This window comes from Ensifer sp. GW101-20A05 (assembly GCF_059424735.1).
In genome coordinates this window covers 360,258-374,556 of sequence record NZ_JBWKZT010000001.1, presented here as the reverse complement: position 1 = coordinate 374,556, position 14,299 = coordinate 360,258, and the positions used below count along the sequence as shown (strand labels likewise).

General features: G+C 63.2%; 18 protein-coding genes. 7 read left to right on the top strand and 11 right to left on the bottom strand.

Annotation, left to right across the window (positions count from 1 at the left end; translation table 11 throughout):
- Positions 1-6: 6 nt before the first annotated feature.
- Positions 7-990 carry a nucleoside recognition domain-containing protein gene (locus AC070A_RS02005; protein ID WP_112994499.1) on the bottom strand — a complete coding sequence of 328 codons (984 nt, stop codon included), beginning with the start codon at positions 988-990 and terminating at the stop codon, positions 7-9.
- 118 nt (positions 991-1,108) lie between these two features.
- Between AC070A_RS02005 and AC070A_RS02000 the strand changes: the two genes are divergently transcribed.
- Positions 1,109-1,564 (top strand): Lrp/AsnC family transcriptional regulator, encoded by a 456-nt coding sequence (locus AC070A_RS02000; protein ID WP_112994498.1) that lies wholly within the window; start codon positions 1,109-1,111, stop codon positions 1,562-1,564.
- An 83-nt stretch (positions 1,565-1,647) separates the two neighbouring features.
- Here the strand turns inward: AC070A_RS02000 and AC070A_RS01995 are convergent, their stop codons facing one another.
- Positions 1,648-2,397 (bottom strand): SDR family oxidoreductase, encoded by a 750-nt coding sequence (locus AC070A_RS01995; protein ID WP_112994497.1) that lies wholly within the window; start codon positions 2,395-2,397, stop codon positions 1,648-1,650.
- 168 nt (positions 2,398-2,565) lie between these two features.
- Between AC070A_RS01995 and AC070A_RS01990 the strand changes: the two genes are divergently transcribed.
- Together AC070A_RS01990 and AC070A_RS01985 are read left to right on the top strand one after the other, a co-directional pair.
- A complete protein-coding gene (locus tag AC070A_RS01990) occupies positions 2,566-2,973 on the top strand; it encodes a GFA family protein (RefSeq protein ID WP_112994496.1) in 408 nt (135 codons plus the stop codon).
- A gap of 15 nt (positions 2,974-2,988) precedes the next feature.
- Positions 2,989-3,531: a hypothetical protein gene (locus AC070A_RS01985; protein ID WP_112994495.1), complete on the top strand. Its 543-nt coding sequence runs from the start codon at positions 2,989-2,991 to the stop codon at positions 3,529-3,531.
- A gap of 74 nt (positions 3,532-3,605) precedes the next feature.
- Here AC070A_RS01985 and AC070A_RS01980 read toward each other — a convergent pair whose 3' ends face one another.
- Entirely contained in the window at positions 3,606-4,499 is an 894-nt protein-coding gene (locus tag AC070A_RS01980; protein WP_112994494.1) for a LysR family transcriptional regulator, read from the bottom strand.
- A 104-nt stretch (positions 4,500-4,603) separates the two neighbouring features.
- Between AC070A_RS01980 and AC070A_RS01975 the strand changes: the two genes are divergently transcribed.
- The gene (locus AC070A_RS01975) at positions 4,604-4,819 is read left to right on the top strand and encodes a YjiS-like domain-containing protein (RefSeq protein WP_162770861.1); all 216 of its coding nucleotides are present in this window, start codon (positions 4,604-4,606) and stop codon (positions 4,817-4,819) included.
- Positions 4,820-4,910: 91 nt separating this feature from the next.
- Here the strand turns inward: AC070A_RS01975 and AC070A_RS01970 are convergent, their stop codons facing one another.
- The 6 genes from AC070A_RS01970 to AC070A_RS01945 form a co-directional block, all read right to left on the bottom strand.
- The gene (locus tag AC070A_RS01970; RefSeq protein ID WP_112994492.1) at positions 4,911-5,480 is read right to left on the bottom strand and encodes a nucleotidyltransferase family protein; all 570 of its coding nucleotides are present in this window, start codon (positions 5,478-5,480) and stop codon (positions 4,911-4,913) included.
- Between the two features lie 28 nt (positions 5,481-5,508).
- Positions 5,509-6,222, bottom strand: coding sequence for a Type 1 glutamine amidotransferase-like domain-containing protein (locus AC070A_RS01965; protein ID WP_113479410.1), 714 nt, complete (start codon positions 6,220-6,222; stop codon positions 5,509-5,511).
- Between the two features lie 46 nt (positions 6,223-6,268).
- Positions 6,269-6,667 carry a hypothetical protein gene (locus tag AC070A_RS01960; RefSeq protein WP_112994490.1) on the bottom strand — a complete coding sequence of 133 codons (399 nt, stop codon included), beginning with the start codon at positions 6,665-6,667 and terminating at the stop codon, positions 6,269-6,271.
- Positions 6,668-6,854: 187 nt separating this feature from the next.
- Complete coding sequence (locus AC070A_RS01955; protein WP_492384647.1) at positions 6,855-8,798, bottom strand: MacB family efflux pump subunit; 1,944 nt, start codon at positions 8,796-8,798, stop codon at positions 6,855-6,857.
- 8 nt (positions 8,799-8,806) lie between these two features.
- Positions 8,807-10,156 (bottom strand): efflux RND transporter periplasmic adaptor subunit, encoded by a 1,350-nt coding sequence (locus tag AC070A_RS01950; protein WP_057253707.1) that lies wholly within the window; start codon positions 10,154-10,156, stop codon positions 8,807-8,809.
- A 178-nt stretch (positions 10,157-10,334) separates the two neighbouring features.
- A complete protein-coding gene (locus AC070A_RS01945; protein ID WP_113479412.1) occupies positions 10,335-10,958 on the bottom strand; it encodes a cysteine hydrolase family protein in 624 nt (207 codons plus the stop codon).
- 127 nt (positions 10,959-11,085) lie between these two features.
- Between AC070A_RS01945 and AC070A_RS01940 the strand changes: the two genes are divergently transcribed.
- The gene (locus tag AC070A_RS01940) at positions 11,086-11,934 is read left to right on the top strand and encodes a LysR family transcriptional regulator (RefSeq protein ID WP_162770862.1); all 849 of its coding nucleotides are present in this window, start codon (positions 11,086-11,088) and stop codon (positions 11,932-11,934) included.
- Positions 11,935-12,075: 141 nt separating this feature from the next.
- A complete protein-coding gene (locus AC070A_RS01935; protein ID WP_058322373.1) occupies positions 12,076-12,489 on the top strand; it encodes a hypothetical protein in 414 nt (137 codons plus the stop codon).
- A 146-nt stretch (positions 12,490-12,635) separates the two neighbouring features.
- Here AC070A_RS01935 and AC070A_RS01930 read toward each other — a convergent pair whose 3' ends face one another.
- Complete coding sequence (locus AC070A_RS01930; protein ID WP_112994538.1) at positions 12,636-13,214, bottom strand: AAA family ATPase; 579 nt, start codon at positions 13,212-13,214, stop codon at positions 12,636-12,638.
- Between the two features lie 280 nt (positions 13,215-13,494).
- On the opposite strand from AC070A_RS01930, the gene AC070A_RS01925 reads away from it, so the two are divergent.
- Entirely contained in the window at positions 13,495-14,010 is a 516-nt protein-coding gene (locus AC070A_RS01925) for a hypothetical protein (protein WP_255571033.1), read from the top strand.
- 14 nt (positions 14,011-14,024) lie between these two features.
- Here the strand turns inward: AC070A_RS01925 and AC070A_RS01920 are convergent, their stop codons facing one another.
- Positions 14,025-14,204 (bottom strand): hypothetical protein, encoded by a 180-nt coding sequence (locus tag AC070A_RS01920; RefSeq protein ID WP_112994484.1) that lies wholly within the window; start codon positions 14,202-14,204, stop codon positions 14,025-14,027.
- Between the last annotated feature and the right edge of the window lie 95 nt (positions 14,205-14,299).

The window sequence follows — 14,299 nt, the reverse complement described above, 5'->3', positions numbered from 1 at the left end:
TGGCCGCTACGCTTCCGATAGGGCAGGTTCGGTACCGTCCCTGCGGAAGAAGGACCGGAAGAACACGGCGTCCGGGGCCGAGACGATGACCCGGGCGACGATGGCTGTTGCCGCAATGGCAAAGACGAGACGCCCGACGAAGACGCTGGTGAAATCCGCGCCCAGCGCGACGACGACCAGCGTGTCCTCGATGAGGCTGTGGCCGAAACCCATGAAGACGCAGGCGAGGAAGACCTGGCGTGGCTCCACCTTGGCCTCACGCGCCTCGCGGATCAGCAGCGCACCGCCGTAGGAGATCCCGAGGAGCACGCCGACGGCGGCAAACGGCACCGTCTCAGGCTTTATGCCGGCGAGACGGAAGAGCGGCGCCATGCCCCGGTTCAGCCAGCCGAGGATGCCGACGAGCTTGAGAATCTCGATCGTCCAGCTCAAGGCGAGCAGCACCACCAGCATGGTGGCGAGCGTCTTCAGCGTGCTCAAGCCGAAGGCGAGCCAGCCGGAGCCCTCGTTGACCGGTATCCATGTGGGATACAGCGGCGTGGCAAGCCATCCGGTTACCGCGAAGACCTGGTGCAGCAGTGCCGCGAAGACGAGCCCGCCGCCGATCCTGAGTGCGCCTGTGACGAGGAAGCTCGGCCCGGCCTTTTGGATGATGCGCTGCTCGATCGGGATGGCATGCGCCACCAGCATCAATGCCGAAAAGACGGTCATGTCGGCAGTCGTCAGCTCCGAGACCGGGACCAGCGCGAAGACGACGACGACGGCGCCCCAGATGCCGACAAGCAGGCCGGTCAGCCAGGCGAAGGCAAGCTCTGGCGGCAGGCCGACGAGCGTCATCAGCGGCTCGAAGGCGGGTGCGACCGCGCGGATGACGCCGAGTTCCTGCAGCACATGGGTAACGATCGTGACCGGCACGATGATGCGGACCAGGTCAAAGTAGACTTCGAGTGTGGCGAGCGTCTTGCGGTAGAAAATGATGTGAACGGCCATGACGGTGTCTCCTTGAATGTGTTGTCCAAGGACTAGCGCGAGGCCCTTCGCAGTTGTGGTCAAAATATGCACTTTCATGCAATAAAATTGCACGGCGCCACAAGTGGGAGGATTCGGCATGGACAAGATCGACAGCAAGCTTCTGAGGCTGCTGCAGGAGGATGCGTCGCGCACCAATGCCGAGCTTGCGGCTGAAGTTGGCCTGTCGCCGTCAAGCTGCCTGCGCCGCATAAGGCGACTTCATCAGGCCGGCGTCATCGACCGGATCGTCGCTGTCCTCAATCCGGCAAAGGCCGGCCGAACGATGAAGGCGATCATTACCGTGGAGCTCGAGCGTCACGGCGAACAATTCGTGCGCCGCTTCCTCGACACGGCCGCCAAGGAGCCGGCGGTCGTCCAGGCCTATAGCGTCAGCGGCGAGACCGACGCGCTTTTGATGCTGCGACTGAAGGACATGGATGAGCTCGACGCCCTGACCGAGCGGCTGTTTCGCGAAGAGAGCAACGTTGCGCGCTATTACACGGCGTTCGTGATCCGCACCGGCAAGGAGACGACGGAGATACCGCTGGGGTAGCGTCGCTTCGGGACACACGGTATCGCCGCGCGCTTGGTTCGCGCCGGGGCAACGTGCCCCGACGCACAAGACTGTCGCGACCGTCACTTCACCGCAGCATTGCCACCGTCGGCAAAGAGCGCCGCACCGGAGACGAAGCTTGCCATCGGGCCGGAGAGGAAGAGGGCGGCCTGGGCGATCTCTTCCGGCTGGGCAATGCGCTTCATCGCATGCAGGCCGGCGGCCCATTCCTTCTGCTCCTTGCTGCCGCCCGCCGGCGTATCGACTCCACCCGGGAGCAGGGCGTTGGCGCGGATGCCCTTTGCGCCATAGTCGGCGGTGATGCCCTTGACGAGGCCCATTAGTCCGGCCTTCGCTGCGCCATAGGCGGCCATGCCGGGAATGCCGACGCTGGTGCCGACGAAGGTGGAGGTGAAGACCAGCGATCCGCCATCACGCGCAAGCATCGCCGGGATCTGGTGGCGGGCGCCGAGAAAGGCGGAGGTGAGGTTGGTGGCAAGCGATTGCTGCCATTCCGACGTGGTGATCTCGGCGACCGGTTTCATGACGTTGACGGCGCCGGCATTGTTGACGGCGATGTCGAGGCCGCCGAACTGTTTCAGCGCCTCCTCCACCAGCCGGATATGGGTGGCTTCGTCGGTGACGTCGCCGCTGACGGCGATCGCTTCGCCGCCATCCTCGCGGATCGCTTCGACAACTGCCATAAGCTGCGCTTCGCCGCGGGCATTGGCGACGATCTTCGCACCCTCGGCGGCGAAGAGCTTGGCGACCGCCCGGCCGATGCCCGAGGAGGCACCGGTGACGATAACGATCTTGTCTTGCAGCATGGTCATGGTCTTATCCCTTCTCTTAGTTGAAGTGCGCCCTGACTACTGAAGGGGGGCGGCAGCGCCCACCCGATTTCCGCCCACTCAATTCGGAAGACGGTTGAGGGACGACGATTTTCAATCGGCGGGGCCGGTGGCATAGTCCGAGCCGACAAGAGAGCGGGGAGGAACGGGATGCTGAAGACCTATCGCGGGAGCTGCCATTGCGGCGCGGTGCGCATCGAGGCGGACATGGACATCAGCGCCGGCACCGGGAAATGCAATTGCACCATCTGCTTGAAGATGCGGCTCTGGTCGGTGGTGGTGAAGCCCGAGGCTTTCCGCCTGATCGCCGGCGAAGAGGCGTTGACGGACTATCGCGGGCGCAACCCGGTCGCCCATCATTTCTTCTGCAGCCAGTGCGGCGTGCGGCCGTTCGAGCGCATCGACGCGCCGAACATGACCGACGAGACCTACTACAACATCAACGTCGCCTGCCTCGATGGCGTCGACATCGACGAGTTGGTGGCAGCCCCCGTGACCTATTGCGATGGGCTCAACAACAACTGGGGTTCGACGCCGGCCGAGGTGCGGCATTTGTAGGGCTGGAATTGATTGATGGTGGAAAAGACGTTTCCTGAGGCTTTCCCGATCGCACTTCGCTGTCAGTCCATGAATGCTGTTTCGGCACTCAGGTTGAATTCCGACTATGTATCCGGCCAGTTTTCGGTCAACGTTCTCGGCGAGACCTTGCGCATACCCAACCGAGTTCATCTATCGGCAAGGCCGGAGTTCCCGGGACTGAGCCTGTTCGAGCGGCAGATGGCCCTTTGCTTGCTCACGCGCAGCACGGACGGCTTCCAACGCCAGGCCGCTCTGCGAGAAATCCTTCACATCAACAAGCCCTGGTCCATTCCGTTCGTCATCGCGCTGATCGGCGAATACGTCGTCGAAATCATCCGGGATATCCACGCGGCTCTGCCCGGCCTGGAGCGGGACGTCGTCTCGGCATTTATCAGGGCGAACCCGGTGTTTTATAAGCTCACGTGTGATCGGGTGATGAGCTATTGGGACTGCTACTACCGCTGGCAGTTTTCGCGCAGCGATTACGTGGGCTTCAAACTCTTGCGGGAACTGGATGCAATGCGTGATCTCGAATAGCGGGTTGCCGCCCGCGAGAGGCGGCATCGATAGGGGCTGGTAGGCCCTTGTGAAACTTCTCAAGGACGATGAAGCTAGTCTTCGTCCAGATCCGCCAGCGTCCTCAATGCGGCCAGCGTTTCGCGCAGCGCCCGGTCGAGCCGCTTGTCGCGGCGAAGCACCAGGGCGGAGCGGCGTGAGAAGGGCGGCGTAACCTGCCGCACCTCCAGCCGTTCGCGATCCCCGGCGCGCAGCGCGATCTCCGGAACGAGGGCAGCACCCAGGCCGGCGGCGACCATTTCCTTGATCGCATCGACGCTGCCGAACGACATCAGCGGTTTGACGTCAGTGCCGCCCGACGCCAGCCATTCATCGGTAATCCGACGGGTGTTGGCGCCCGGTTCGTAGAGGATCATCGGGTACTTCGCCAGGGTTTTTGCGGTCACGCTCTCAGGCAGATCGGTTCCCAGAGGGGCGATTGCGACGAAGCGTTCGTCGAAGAGCGGCGCGACATCGAAGATGCGGCCGGTGACGGGCAGGGTGACCAGCCCGATATCGAGCAGGTTTTCATCGACCGCCCGGACGATGTCGGCGCTGTTGCCGGTCGTCACCGTGATGTCGAGGTCGGGGAAGCGGCGCTTCAGGTCGGCGAGCAGCGGCGGCAGCAGGAAGGCGCAAGGGGTGGCGCCGGTGCCGAGCCGCACCCGGCCAAGAACGCCCTTGGCATGGCGCGCCACCGCTTCGATGGCCTGGCTGGTTGCAGCCTCGATGCGGCCGGCATGGGCAAGCAGTTCCTCGCCGGCGGCACTTGGCCTTGCCGTGCGGCCGACGCGCTCGACCAGGCGCACGCCAAGCTGCTTTTCCAGCACCCGCACCTGCAGGCTGACCGCCGGCTGCGTCAACCCCAGCCGCTCGGCGGCCGCCGAGAAGCTGCCGAGTTCGGCGACCAGCGCAAAGGTTTTGAGATAATCGAGATCGAGGGTGCCCATATCAAAGTTTCTCTTATGCTTTGAATATGAATGCTAAGCTTCTTTTATGCAATGTCGAGGCGCAGACTGTGCCCATGGTGAGAAACAAAACATGGGTATTCGACATGTTCCGGGAAATCGGCCTCTATCTCGTCGCCTCACCGCGCTCGCGGTACTGGCAATTGCAGCAACTGCGCGAGCTGGACGCGGAGCGGCTGGCCGACATCGGCATCACACAGGCCGAGGCGCAGCTTGGAAGGCGCAAGGCAGCGCCGGTATGGGCGCGAGAAAGCGCAATGCCCACACGGCATGCCGAAGCTGTGCGGGCAGCGGCGATGTAGGCGCTGCAGGTATGGGCGACCAATTCGCCTCTTGGGGCGGTGGGGCGAGGGGCGCCGGCCAAACGCGTGAAAGCCTTGGCTCAATCCGACGCTAATCCCAGCTTTTGATCGTGAGGCCCGGCCAAAGGGCGCGCCAGCGATTGACCTTCCGCTCGTATATCTCTTGTGTGATCTGGCTCCTGTTGGCCCGCACGATGGGGGCCAACAGATCATCAAGTCCGAAGGGTGCACATGCATCCAGCCCGTCGCCGGCCGGGCGAATGCCGACGGCGGTTGCCGTGGTCGGGAATGTCGCGATGGCCTCTTCCATCGAACTATAGGGCTTGATCGGGCTGCCGAATTTCTCCTGATACCAGAGGTGAACGCGCGCCTCGTTCTTGACATCGATCCGGACGGGCAAGTCAGTGAACAGGTTTCCGATCCGGGCGGCGTGCGCGGCCTCCGCCTCTTCGGAAAGGTCGTCACCGTCGAAATAGACGACGTCGATATCGCTGATGCCGTGCGTGGGCGGCAATCCGAAAGCGTGGTTCCAGACGGTTTGCGCGATTGCCCCGGCCACCAGCCAGCCATCCAGCAGGGCAATCTTCTCCCAGTTTGCGAGGATCGGGGAAAGCAGCGGACTCTTGAGGACGATGGCCCGCAGCTCCTCGCGCTCGCGCATCGGAGGTTGCCTTCGGTATGAGAGGATCTCAGGATCTGCCATGTCGCGCCGTGGATATCGAGAATCCGTCGAGCCTGATATCGCCCGTTGTCTGCACGGTTCCAGCGGCGATCCACACGGGATCTCCAAAACATTCGATCTGCCCGCCTGTGACGACGATGCCGTCGCCGTCGTTGCAGGCAACGATCGGCCGCGGCGTCGATGTGCTGTAGCGAATGAGCGTGGGCAGGTAGGTGTCGTCGTCGCTGAGATGCGGGAAGAACTCGAACGGCACGAGATCGAGCGCATCGCCGTCCGTGATCTCCTCGGGCCTCAGGCCAATGAAGAGCGCATCGGTTGCGATCGTCGGGGCCATGAGAATGGCGCCGGCGCTGACGCCGATCAGGATGCCGCCGGCGAGCGCCCAGTCGCGGAGCGGCCTGAGCATGCGGCTTTGCTTCAGCCGTTCGAGAAAGCCGCCGGTATGTCCGCCCGAAAGATGAATGGCATCTGAGGCGAAGAGTGCTGTGATGTCTTCTGCCGAATGCGGCCCGTCGAGATCGTAGAACAGCGCGAGATCGAGGCCGTATCGGCCGTAATAGGACCGGGCAGCAAGGAAGAAGCTGCGGTCCGGTTCCGGGCCGGAGGCCATATAGGCGATGCGGTTTGCACCGTTACGGGCCTTCAGCATCTCTGCGAGCCTGAGGTCGATCGCCGAGCAGTCGGGGGACAACTGATCGCTGTAGAGGACGAGGTTGAACATGTCTTTCCTGTCGTGACGAAGGGGTACAGCCCGTTTCCCTCGTGGTCTAACCCGCGACCGCCTTCATCCGGCGACCGTAACGCCAGACACCGAGCCAGCTGAAATAATTGACGAGAAGCGACAGGGAAAGCCAGAGCAGGCTGGTGAGATCATCGCTCCTTTCGAACCGGGCGACGAATTGCACCACGCTGATCAACGACAGGCCGCCGAGCAGGATGCCGAGAAGCCAGCTGTACGGTCGCCAGAGACCGAAGGGCGGGAGTTGCAGGTTGAAGGCATAGGCGACGAGGCCGATTGCCGCGAGCGTTGCGATGGCCGTGCTCACGCCGCCCAGGATCACAATGGCCAACGACATCTGCCCCCATGAACTCAGCAGCAGGTTGGCAGCGATTACCAGGCAGAAAACCAAGCCAAGCACATAAAGAACCGCAAACGCCTTCCACATCGCGAATCATCCCCGGTTTACGCTGGTTCTATCCTGGGTGGTGACAGGCGGCCTGTCCATCGTCCAGCGACGAGATGTGTCACAACGAGGTCAGGCGTGTCTGAGGTCGCCCTCCTTCGCCCGGATGCTGTCTTCTGTGGTGGCACTCGATTTGTCCACGGCCCCGCTGAGGGCTGCGCGCCGCGCTTTAGTCCGCACTGAGCGCCACCGCCGGCTGCAGCCGTGAGGCGTTGCGGGCGGGCAGGAAGCCGAAGGCGAGGCCGGTGAGGAAGGCGCAGGTAAACGCGAGCGCCACGGGTCCGAGGGTGAAGGAAACGGGCATGCCGAACTGGCCGGCAAGCGCGCCGGTGCCGAGCCCGAGGAGCACGCCGATCGCGCCGCCGATCGCCGAGACGACCAGGGCCTCGATGATGAACTGCAGCAGGATGTCGCGCTGGCGGGCGCCGGTCGCCATGCGCACGCCGATCTCGCGGGTGCGCTCGCTGACCGAGACGAGCATGATGTTCATGACGCCGATGCCTCCGACCAAGAGCGAGATCGCGGCGACGGAACCCAGGAACAGCTTCAGCGTGTTGGAGGTCTCGGTGAAGGCCTCGCGCACCGAGGACATGTTGGTGATCTGCGTGTCCTGGCGCTTGTGGCGCTGGTCGAGCAGCGCCTGGATCGTCTGCTGGGTTATGTCGATCGCCGAGCCGTCCTTCACCTGCACGGTGATGGTTCTGATGTTGCGCTGGCCGAAGAGGCGGATGCTGCCCGTCGTCAGCGGCACCAGCACGACGTCGTCCTGGTCGTTGCCGAACGACGTTGCGCCCATTTCCGCCATCACGCCGATCACCTGGAAGGGGATCTTGTTGACGAGCACATATTGGCCGATCGGATTGTCGCCATCGGGGAAGAGCGTTTTCACCACCGTCTGGCCGAGGACCGCGACCGGCGCATAGGTGTCCATGTCGTTCTGGTTGATGAACTCGCCGCTCGCCATTTTCCAGGATTTTGCCGTCGTGAACTGAGGCACGGTGCCGTTGGCGGTCGTCTGGTAGTCGATATTACCGTGGCGAAGCGTGACGGAGCTCGTCATCTCGGGCACGGCGAAGGCGACGTTCGGCACTTCGAGGATCGCATCGGCATCGGCCGGGACCAGCGTCACGTTGCTGCCGCCGGCGCTGCCGCGAAAATTCGCCATGCTGGGGCGTACCACCAGCAGGTCCGAGCCCATGGAAGAGATGCGGCTCAGCACCGAATCCTGCGCGCCGGTGCCGATCGCCAGCATTGCGACGACAGAACCGACGCCGATGACGATGCCGAGCAGCGTCAGGATGGTGCGGAAGAGATTGGCCTTCAGCGCCCGGAACGCCATCTTCACCGCTTCGGTGACATCGGCGATCGCCGCCGAACCCTCGCTGACATGGTGGGCAAGGGCTGCTGCGCCTTCGGCATTGCTGCGGCTCTTCTTGGCGCGGTCGGCGACGATGCGGCCGTCATGGATCTCGATCAGCCGGTCGGCCTGTTCAGCGACCTCGCGCGAGTGGGTGATGACGATGATCGTGTGGCCCTGGTTGTTCATGTCGCGCAAGAGCGCCATCACGTCCGAGCCGCTCTGGCTGTCGAGCGCGCCGGTCGGCTCGTCGGCGAGGATCACCCGGCCGCCGTTCATCAGGGCGCGGGCAATGGAGACGCGCTGCTGCTGGCCGCCGGAGAGCTGGTTCGGCCGATGGTCGAGCCGCTCGCCGAGCTTCAGCGCTTCGAGCAGCGCCTCGGCGCGGTCGTGCCGGTCGCGCGCCGACATGCCGGCATAGACGGCCGGCACCTGGACATTCTCCTTCGCGCTTGCCGTCGGGATGAGGTTGTAGCTCTGGAAGACGAAGCCGAAGGTGCGGCGGCGCAGGGCGGCCAACTCATCGGTATCGAGGTCGGCGACGCTCTCGCCGTCGATCAGATAGTCGCCGCCGGTCGGCTGATCGAGGCAGCCGAGAATGTTCATCAGCGTCGACTTGCCGGAGCCGGACTGGCCGACGATCGCCACGAACTCGCCCGCCTCGATATCGAGGGAGAGGCCGTGCAGGACCTCGACGGCGAGATCGCCGTTGAAATAGGTCCTGCTGACGTGCCTGAGCGAGATGAGCGGGGACATGGCCAACCTCAGAACATCGGCGGCATGCGCATGCCGCGCTGGCTGCGGCCGTCCCGGGCGTTGCCGCTACTGCCGGAGCCGGTGGTGACCACGATCTTCTCGCCCTCTTTAAGGCCGCTCCTGATCTCGGCGCTGACGCGGTTGCGGATACCCACTTCGACGTCTCGCGTTTCGAGCGCGCCGGAGGCGGCGACGACGGTGACCTGATCCTTGCGGCCTTCACCCCGTGCGCCGCCCGCCTGGCCATTGCCCTGGCCGTCGCGTCGGCCGTTGCCCTGGCCGGCCGCTTCGCCGGTACCCTTGGCGGGGTGGCTCAGCGCGGCACTCGGCACGATCAGCACGTCCTTGGCGGCGGCCTGCACGAAGAACACCTGCGCGCTCATCGACATCATCAACTCGCCGTCGGGATTGGGGACGTCGAAGAGGGCGTAATAGAGCACGACGTTGTTGGTGGTGTCGGGCATCGGCTGGATCTGCCGGAGCTTGCCGACGAAGCGTTTGCCCGGCTGGCCGAGCAGCGTGAAATAGGCATCCATGCCGACCTTCAGCCTGGTAACGTCGGCTTCCGAAACCTGTGCCTTCACCGTCATGGTCGAGAGGTCGGCAATGGTGACGATGGTCGGCGTCGTCTGGTTGGCGTTCAGCGTCTGGCCTTCTTTCGCCGGGTTGGCGACGATGGTGCCGGTCATCGGCGCATAGATCTTGGTGTAGCCGAGATCGACCTTGTCGCCGGCAAGCGTCGCCTGCTGCTTGCGGATCTGCGCCTCGATGGCGTTGACGTCGGCTTCAGCGGCAGCGAGATCGGCGATCGCCTGGTCGAGCGTCGATTGCGCCACGCTTTTGGTTTCGACGAGATTGCGCTGACGGTCGATATTGGCCTGTTTCAGCACCAGCTGCGCCTTCTTGGAAATCAGCTGCGCCTGGAGATTGGCGAGCTCCGCCTGGTCGATCTCGATGCGATTCTCGATCGTTGCCGGGTCGATTTCGGCGACCAGTTGATCTTGAGTGACCTTGTCGCCGATCTCGACATGCAGCGCCTTCAACTGGCCGGAGACCTGCGCGCCGGCATCGACGGATTTGACCGCATCGAGCGTGCCGACGGCTGTGACGCTGTTTTCGATGTCGCCGCGCGTCACCAAATCGGTCACCATGGCAGCCGTTGCCGGTTCCTCGCCGTAGCGCACCCAGCCGTAATAGCCGGCACCGGCAACGGCGAGCACGACCGGCAGCCACAGCCAGCGGCGCGTGCGGCGCTTGCGCTTCACCTTCTGCACCGCACCGGGAATGAAGGTGACGTTGGGGGTCGCGTCGTCGCGGGGCGTGGCGTCGGCTCGCGCCGTCTTGGCTGTCTTGTTCATCGCATGCGCCTAACCGGCATCGTCGATGCCAAAATGGATAGGTCAAAAATAGAAGCGAATGGACGCGGCGAAAAGCATTGAGATCATTATATTTTCGTAATCTTCGTCATCGGCCGTGCGGCAAAGGCGCCCATGACAGGTGGACGCCCTCGGGTTTCGATTGCGAAGGGCGGGTTTGTCAGCCGCACGGGCCAATCAATGCGGCGACATCCACGACGGCGCCGTGGTGATCGGCAAGGCCGGCGAGCTCGGCATCATGCAAGGCGCGCGCCGGGACGGTTCCGTTCGGCGAGGGCAGGTCGCGGGTGGTGCAGGCGTCGGCTGCAATGGTGATGCCGCAGCCCAGGTCCTTGGCGGCGCGGGCTGTCGAGGACACGCAATTGTGCGTCATGAAACCGGCGATGATAACAGGCGTGCCGGCCGGACCGACGATCTCGGCAAGGTCGGTACCCGAAAAGGCGTTGGGCCGCGGCTTCTCGACGACGGTTTCACCTGCAAGCGGCGCCAGCGCATCGACGATCGCGCCGCGATGCTGCGCCCGGTCGAACACGCCGCCGGCCGAACCCCGATGGGCGACATGGATGATCTTGGCGCCCGCGGCACGGGCTGCGAGCAAGAGCTCGCGCGCCTTCTCGACGGCGGCTTCCGGTTCGAAAAGCCGCAAGGGGCCGGCCAGGTATTCGTTCTGATAGTCGATCAGGATCAGCGTCGCATCACCCAGCGGCGGCGGGGTGAGCGTGACGCCGGCGAGCGTGAAGAGGGTTGCCGGGGCGGCGGGCGAAGGGGTGGCGGAATCGGACATGGGAAGGCTCCTTGGTTTGGTCGAAGTGGCCGTTGTGAACCGGGTCGTCAAAGCGGTCTGTCGATGGGCTTGATCTTAGCGACTGCATTGATGCAGAGTGACCCGAAGTTTTCGGAGGATGATCTGCATGAATGCAGGGACGTGGGCAGATCTCGAGCTGCTGGATCATCTGGTGCGCGGCGCGACGCTCAGCCAGGCCGCCCGTTCGCTCGGCGTCGACCAGACGACGGTTTCGCGCAGGCTCGCAGCGCTGGAGCGGCGGGTGGGGGCAGCACTCTTCGACCGCATCGACGGCCGGCTGACGCCGACGCCGGTGCTTGCCCCTGTTGTCGAGCGGTTGCGGACGATCTCCGAAGAAGCGTCGCTGGCGCTCGCGACGCTTTTGCGGCGGACGGCGGAATTGAAGGGCCAGGTACGGGTGACAAGCATCGGCTTCGTGCTGAGCGCCATCCTGGCGCCGTCGCTTGCGCGCCTTGAGCAGCGGCATCCGGGCCTCACCCTTGATCTCGTTGCCGACAACCAGATGCTGAGCATTGAGCGGCGCGAGGCCGATATCGCCATCCGCATGGCGCGCACGGGCGAGGATTCGGTGCGGGTGAAAAGCCTCGGCACGCTTCGCTTCCGGCTTTTCCGGCCAAAGGGGCTGGGGACGGGGCCTTGCCCGGTCGTGCGCTATGGTCCGGCGCTTGCCCACGTGCCGGAGATGCAGGCGCTTGACCGGCTGCGGCCGGATGCGCGCGTAGCGCTGACCGCCGACAAGCTGGAGATCCTGATGGAGGCGGCGCTTGCGCTCGGCACTGAGTTGATGTTGCCGGAGGTGTCGGCCTCACGTGATTCTCGCTTCGAGGCGGTGGACGAGCCCGGTGCGACAGCGGAGCGCCCGGTCTATCTGATGATGCATCCGGAGCGGGCGCGCGTGCCGAGCGTGGCCGCGGTGGCGGCCTTTATCGAGGAGGCGATGCGGGGCTGGAGGTAGGCGTTCGGCTTTGCCACCCTCTGCAACTCTTCCGAGCTAGGCTTGAAAGTTCTATGCCAAATGGGACAATGTCTTCAGTACGCGGCAAAGGAAGCGCCTGGACGGTACAGGCGATAATTGCTGCACAGCCCGGACACGGCAATGGATACCAACACCCCCAGCGGCCAGCTTGCTGCACTGTCTTTTCTGGTGTTCTGGGTGCTGTTCGCGATCCTGCTCTTTAGCGCTGTGCGTGCTGGACTCGGTGCGGGGCCCAGCGACGATGATCTGGCCCGCGCGCGGGACCGTTCCGGCGGACGAATAACCCGCTATATGAATGAAAATGCCCGGCAGGCTGGAGCCGCAGGTCGAGCCATCGAGGCGAGAGCCAGCTCCTATTTCGCGCGCCGCATCGGCAAGATCCACCTGGCAGCGCTGGCCTTTTTTGCCGTGACGACATTGTTTCTGACGATGTGGAATCTGCATGAGGCGAAGTTGAAACGGCCATCTCAGATCCAAGTCCCATTGCCGTCTCAGCGCGTTCAAATGACCGATTTGGCGGCGATTGCTACATAGTTCCGCTTTTGGGCCCGGACTTGTGGCCGCCCTTGTCCCCGCGGGCGGGGAGAAGATGCCGGCAGGCAGATGAGGGGCCTTTAGCTCTGACCGGCACCGTGCCCCAGTGACCGCCGACGGCCCAAGCGGCCATCACTCTTCGGCGATCAAGCCGCCGAAAACGCTTTCATCAACTTGTCAAGCGTTCCGGGTGCTGCGACATCGACACACCGGATGTTGGCCGCTTGGGCAGCCTCAAGCATGTCTCTATTTTCTCGGATCGAGCGCTCGATGAATTTCGCGATAATCGCGGCTGTCGCCTCGTCCGCATCTGAGTGTCCAGCTTCTTCCATCATCCGTCGACGCAGGAAATCCTCATCCGCGTAGAGGAACACGGCGGCAACGCTCCCCGGTTCGAGTTGAGCCACATATTCCGGTCTAAGCGCGGCGCCCTCCAGCACGAACGGCTTTGCCAGTTGGCGATGGCTTTCGATGATCTGGCGTATGCGCGGCCACATATTCTCATGGTGATCCTTCAGGAACCAATGAATGGTCTCGTCGGACAGGCTGGCATAATATTCGGCGACCTGCGGGCGGACCGATGGCCACGGCCTGCCGGGATGGCGCCCCAAATCGTCCGTCGAGATCAACTCGCGGCCGAGCGAACTTGCCAGAGCCCTAGCCAATGTCGACTTCCCGACATGCGAGCTTCCTGCAATCAAAATACCCAGGGGTGGCTGCTGCATGCGTTGAACTCCATCCATATCGAGTGGTTATCCGGTCAGCAGGCGTGGCATCTCTTTCGCCGCGGAAGTGCCGAAGGCCTTTGATGCATAAAGGCGCATAGCACGATCAGCACATAGCATTTTGATGTGGGGGCAAGTCGACCTCCCGCGGCGCCAATGGCCCTTGATAGCCCAAGGGCGATCCGATCGGATCTCACTACCTTGCGGTGTGGCCCCACTTCCGGCACGTTCCCGAACATGCAAACCGCCAGTCCGACTTGGCCCAACGAGATCAGTAAAAATGGCTTCGATCAACGACGCGCTTCCACAACCAAATTACAAACTGGCCAAGAAGCTTTCGAGGTCCCCGGCACTGAACAGGGCTATGTTGGCCGTCCTCTTTTCGCTCATTGCTTGCATGCGTCCGGCATCGGGAATGCAGCCATGCCCCAGCGAGAGCGAGTTGTTTTCACGGGCAAAGATTGTGGTCGAGGCGCGCGCAAAGTCGTTCTCAATCAGCGAGTCGGGTTTGCTGGTGGACGGTGAAATACCGACGAGAATGATAAGAACGGATTTGGAGATCAAGCGGGTCATCAAAGGCAGTTTTTCCGCCAAGGAGGCAACTCTATACGGGTCACCGCTTCTTCCCGGACCAGTAAGAGAATTGGCCGTTATGGCGACCATCTTCGGATTTGGTAACGAAGATACGTTCGAGATGGAGTTATCACGCCATCAATTGACTGATGGCTTCGCCGCATTCTCTCTAAGCGACTGCATTTATTACAAATTTGCAGATTTTGCCTCCGGGCGAAACTGAGCCGGCGCAAGCGCTCAACCCCAGGCAACATAGACGAAGCGGGCAAGAACAAGTGCCCCGCCAATGCCGGCGAGGCCGCAGCACCATGCGGCGATTGCGTCCCGTTCGTGCCGGAAATACCGGACACCCTTGATAGAGGCCGCGAGGAAGACGCACAGGGTCACCAGGATGTATGCCTTGTAAAATGGCGGCAAGGTCGACCTCTCTCCAAATCCGGGTCTTCAGCCTATGGGGTTCGGCTTTCGCCGTCACCGCCGAAATTTCGCCCCGTTGTGAGAATCGTCTTGAC

What these genes read in the sequence shown, in the direction of transcription:
- AC070A_RS01930 (WP_112994538.1), bottom strand. Translation starts at nt 13,214, where the DNA reads ATGCAGCAGCCACCCCTGGGTATTTTGATTGCAGGAAGCTCGCATGTC.
- AC070A_RS01980 (WP_112994494.1), bottom strand. Translation starts at nt 4,499, where the DNA reads ATGGGCACCCTCGATCTCGATTATCTCAAAACCTTTGCGCTGGTCGCC.
- AC070A_RS01960 (WP_112994490.1), bottom strand. Translation starts at nt 6,667, where the DNA reads ATGTGGAAGGCGTTTGCGGTTCTTTATGTGCTTGGCTTGGTTTTCTGC.
- AC070A_RS01985 (WP_112994495.1), top strand. Translation starts at nt 2,989, where the DNA reads ATGGTGGAAAAGACGTTTCCTGAGGCTTTCCCGATCGCACTTCGCTGT.
- AC070A_RS01995 (WP_112994497.1), bottom strand. Translation starts at nt 2,397, where the DNA reads ATGACCATGCTGCAAGACAAGATCGTTATCGTCACCGGTGCCTCCTCG.
- AC070A_RS01950 (WP_057253707.1), bottom strand. Translation starts at nt 10,156, where the DNA reads ATGAACAAGACAGCCAAGACGGCGCGAGCCGACGCCACGCCCCGCGAC.
- AC070A_RS01975 (WP_162770861.1), top strand. Translation starts at nt 4,604, where the DNA reads ATGTTCCGGGAAATCGGCCTCTATCTCGTCGCCTCACCGCGCTCGCGG.
- AC070A_RS01990 (WP_112994496.1), top strand. Translation starts at nt 2,566, where the DNA reads ATGCTGAAGACCTATCGCGGGAGCTGCCATTGCGGCGCGGTGCGCATC.
- AC070A_RS01945 (WP_113479412.1), bottom strand. Translation starts at nt 10,958, where the DNA reads ATGTCCGATTCCGCCACCCCTTCGCCCGCCGCCCCGGCAACCCTCTTC.
- AC070A_RS02005 (WP_112994499.1), bottom strand. Translation starts at nt 990, where the DNA reads ATGGCCGTTCACATCATTTTCTACCGCAAGACGCTCGCCACACTCGAA.
- AC070A_RS01955 (WP_492384647.1), bottom strand. Translation starts at nt 8,798, where the DNA reads ATGTCCCCGCTCATCTCGCTCAGGCACGTCAGCAGGACCTATTTCAAC.
- AC070A_RS01935 (WP_058322373.1), top strand. Translation starts at nt 12,076, where the DNA reads ATGGATACCAACACCCCCAGCGGCCAGCTTGCTGCACTGTCTTTTCTG.
- AC070A_RS01970 (WP_112994492.1), bottom strand. Translation starts at nt 5,480, where the DNA reads ATGCGCGAGCGCGAGGAGCTGCGGGCCATCGTCCTCAAGAGTCCGCTG.
- AC070A_RS02000 (WP_112994498.1), top strand. Translation starts at nt 1,109, where the DNA reads ATGGACAAGATCGACAGCAAGCTTCTGAGGCTGCTGCAGGAGGATGCG.
- AC070A_RS01925 (WP_255571033.1), top strand. Translation starts at nt 13,495, where the DNA reads ATGGCTTCGATCAACGACGCGCTTCCACAACCAAATTACAAACTGGCC.
- AC070A_RS01965 (WP_113479410.1), bottom strand. Translation starts at nt 6,222, where the DNA reads ATGTTCAACCTCGTCCTCTACAGCGATCAGTTGTCCCCCGACTGCTCG.
- AC070A_RS01940 (WP_162770862.1), top strand. Translation starts at nt 11,086, where the DNA reads ATGAATGCAGGGACGTGGGCAGATCTCGAGCTGCTGGATCATCTGGTG.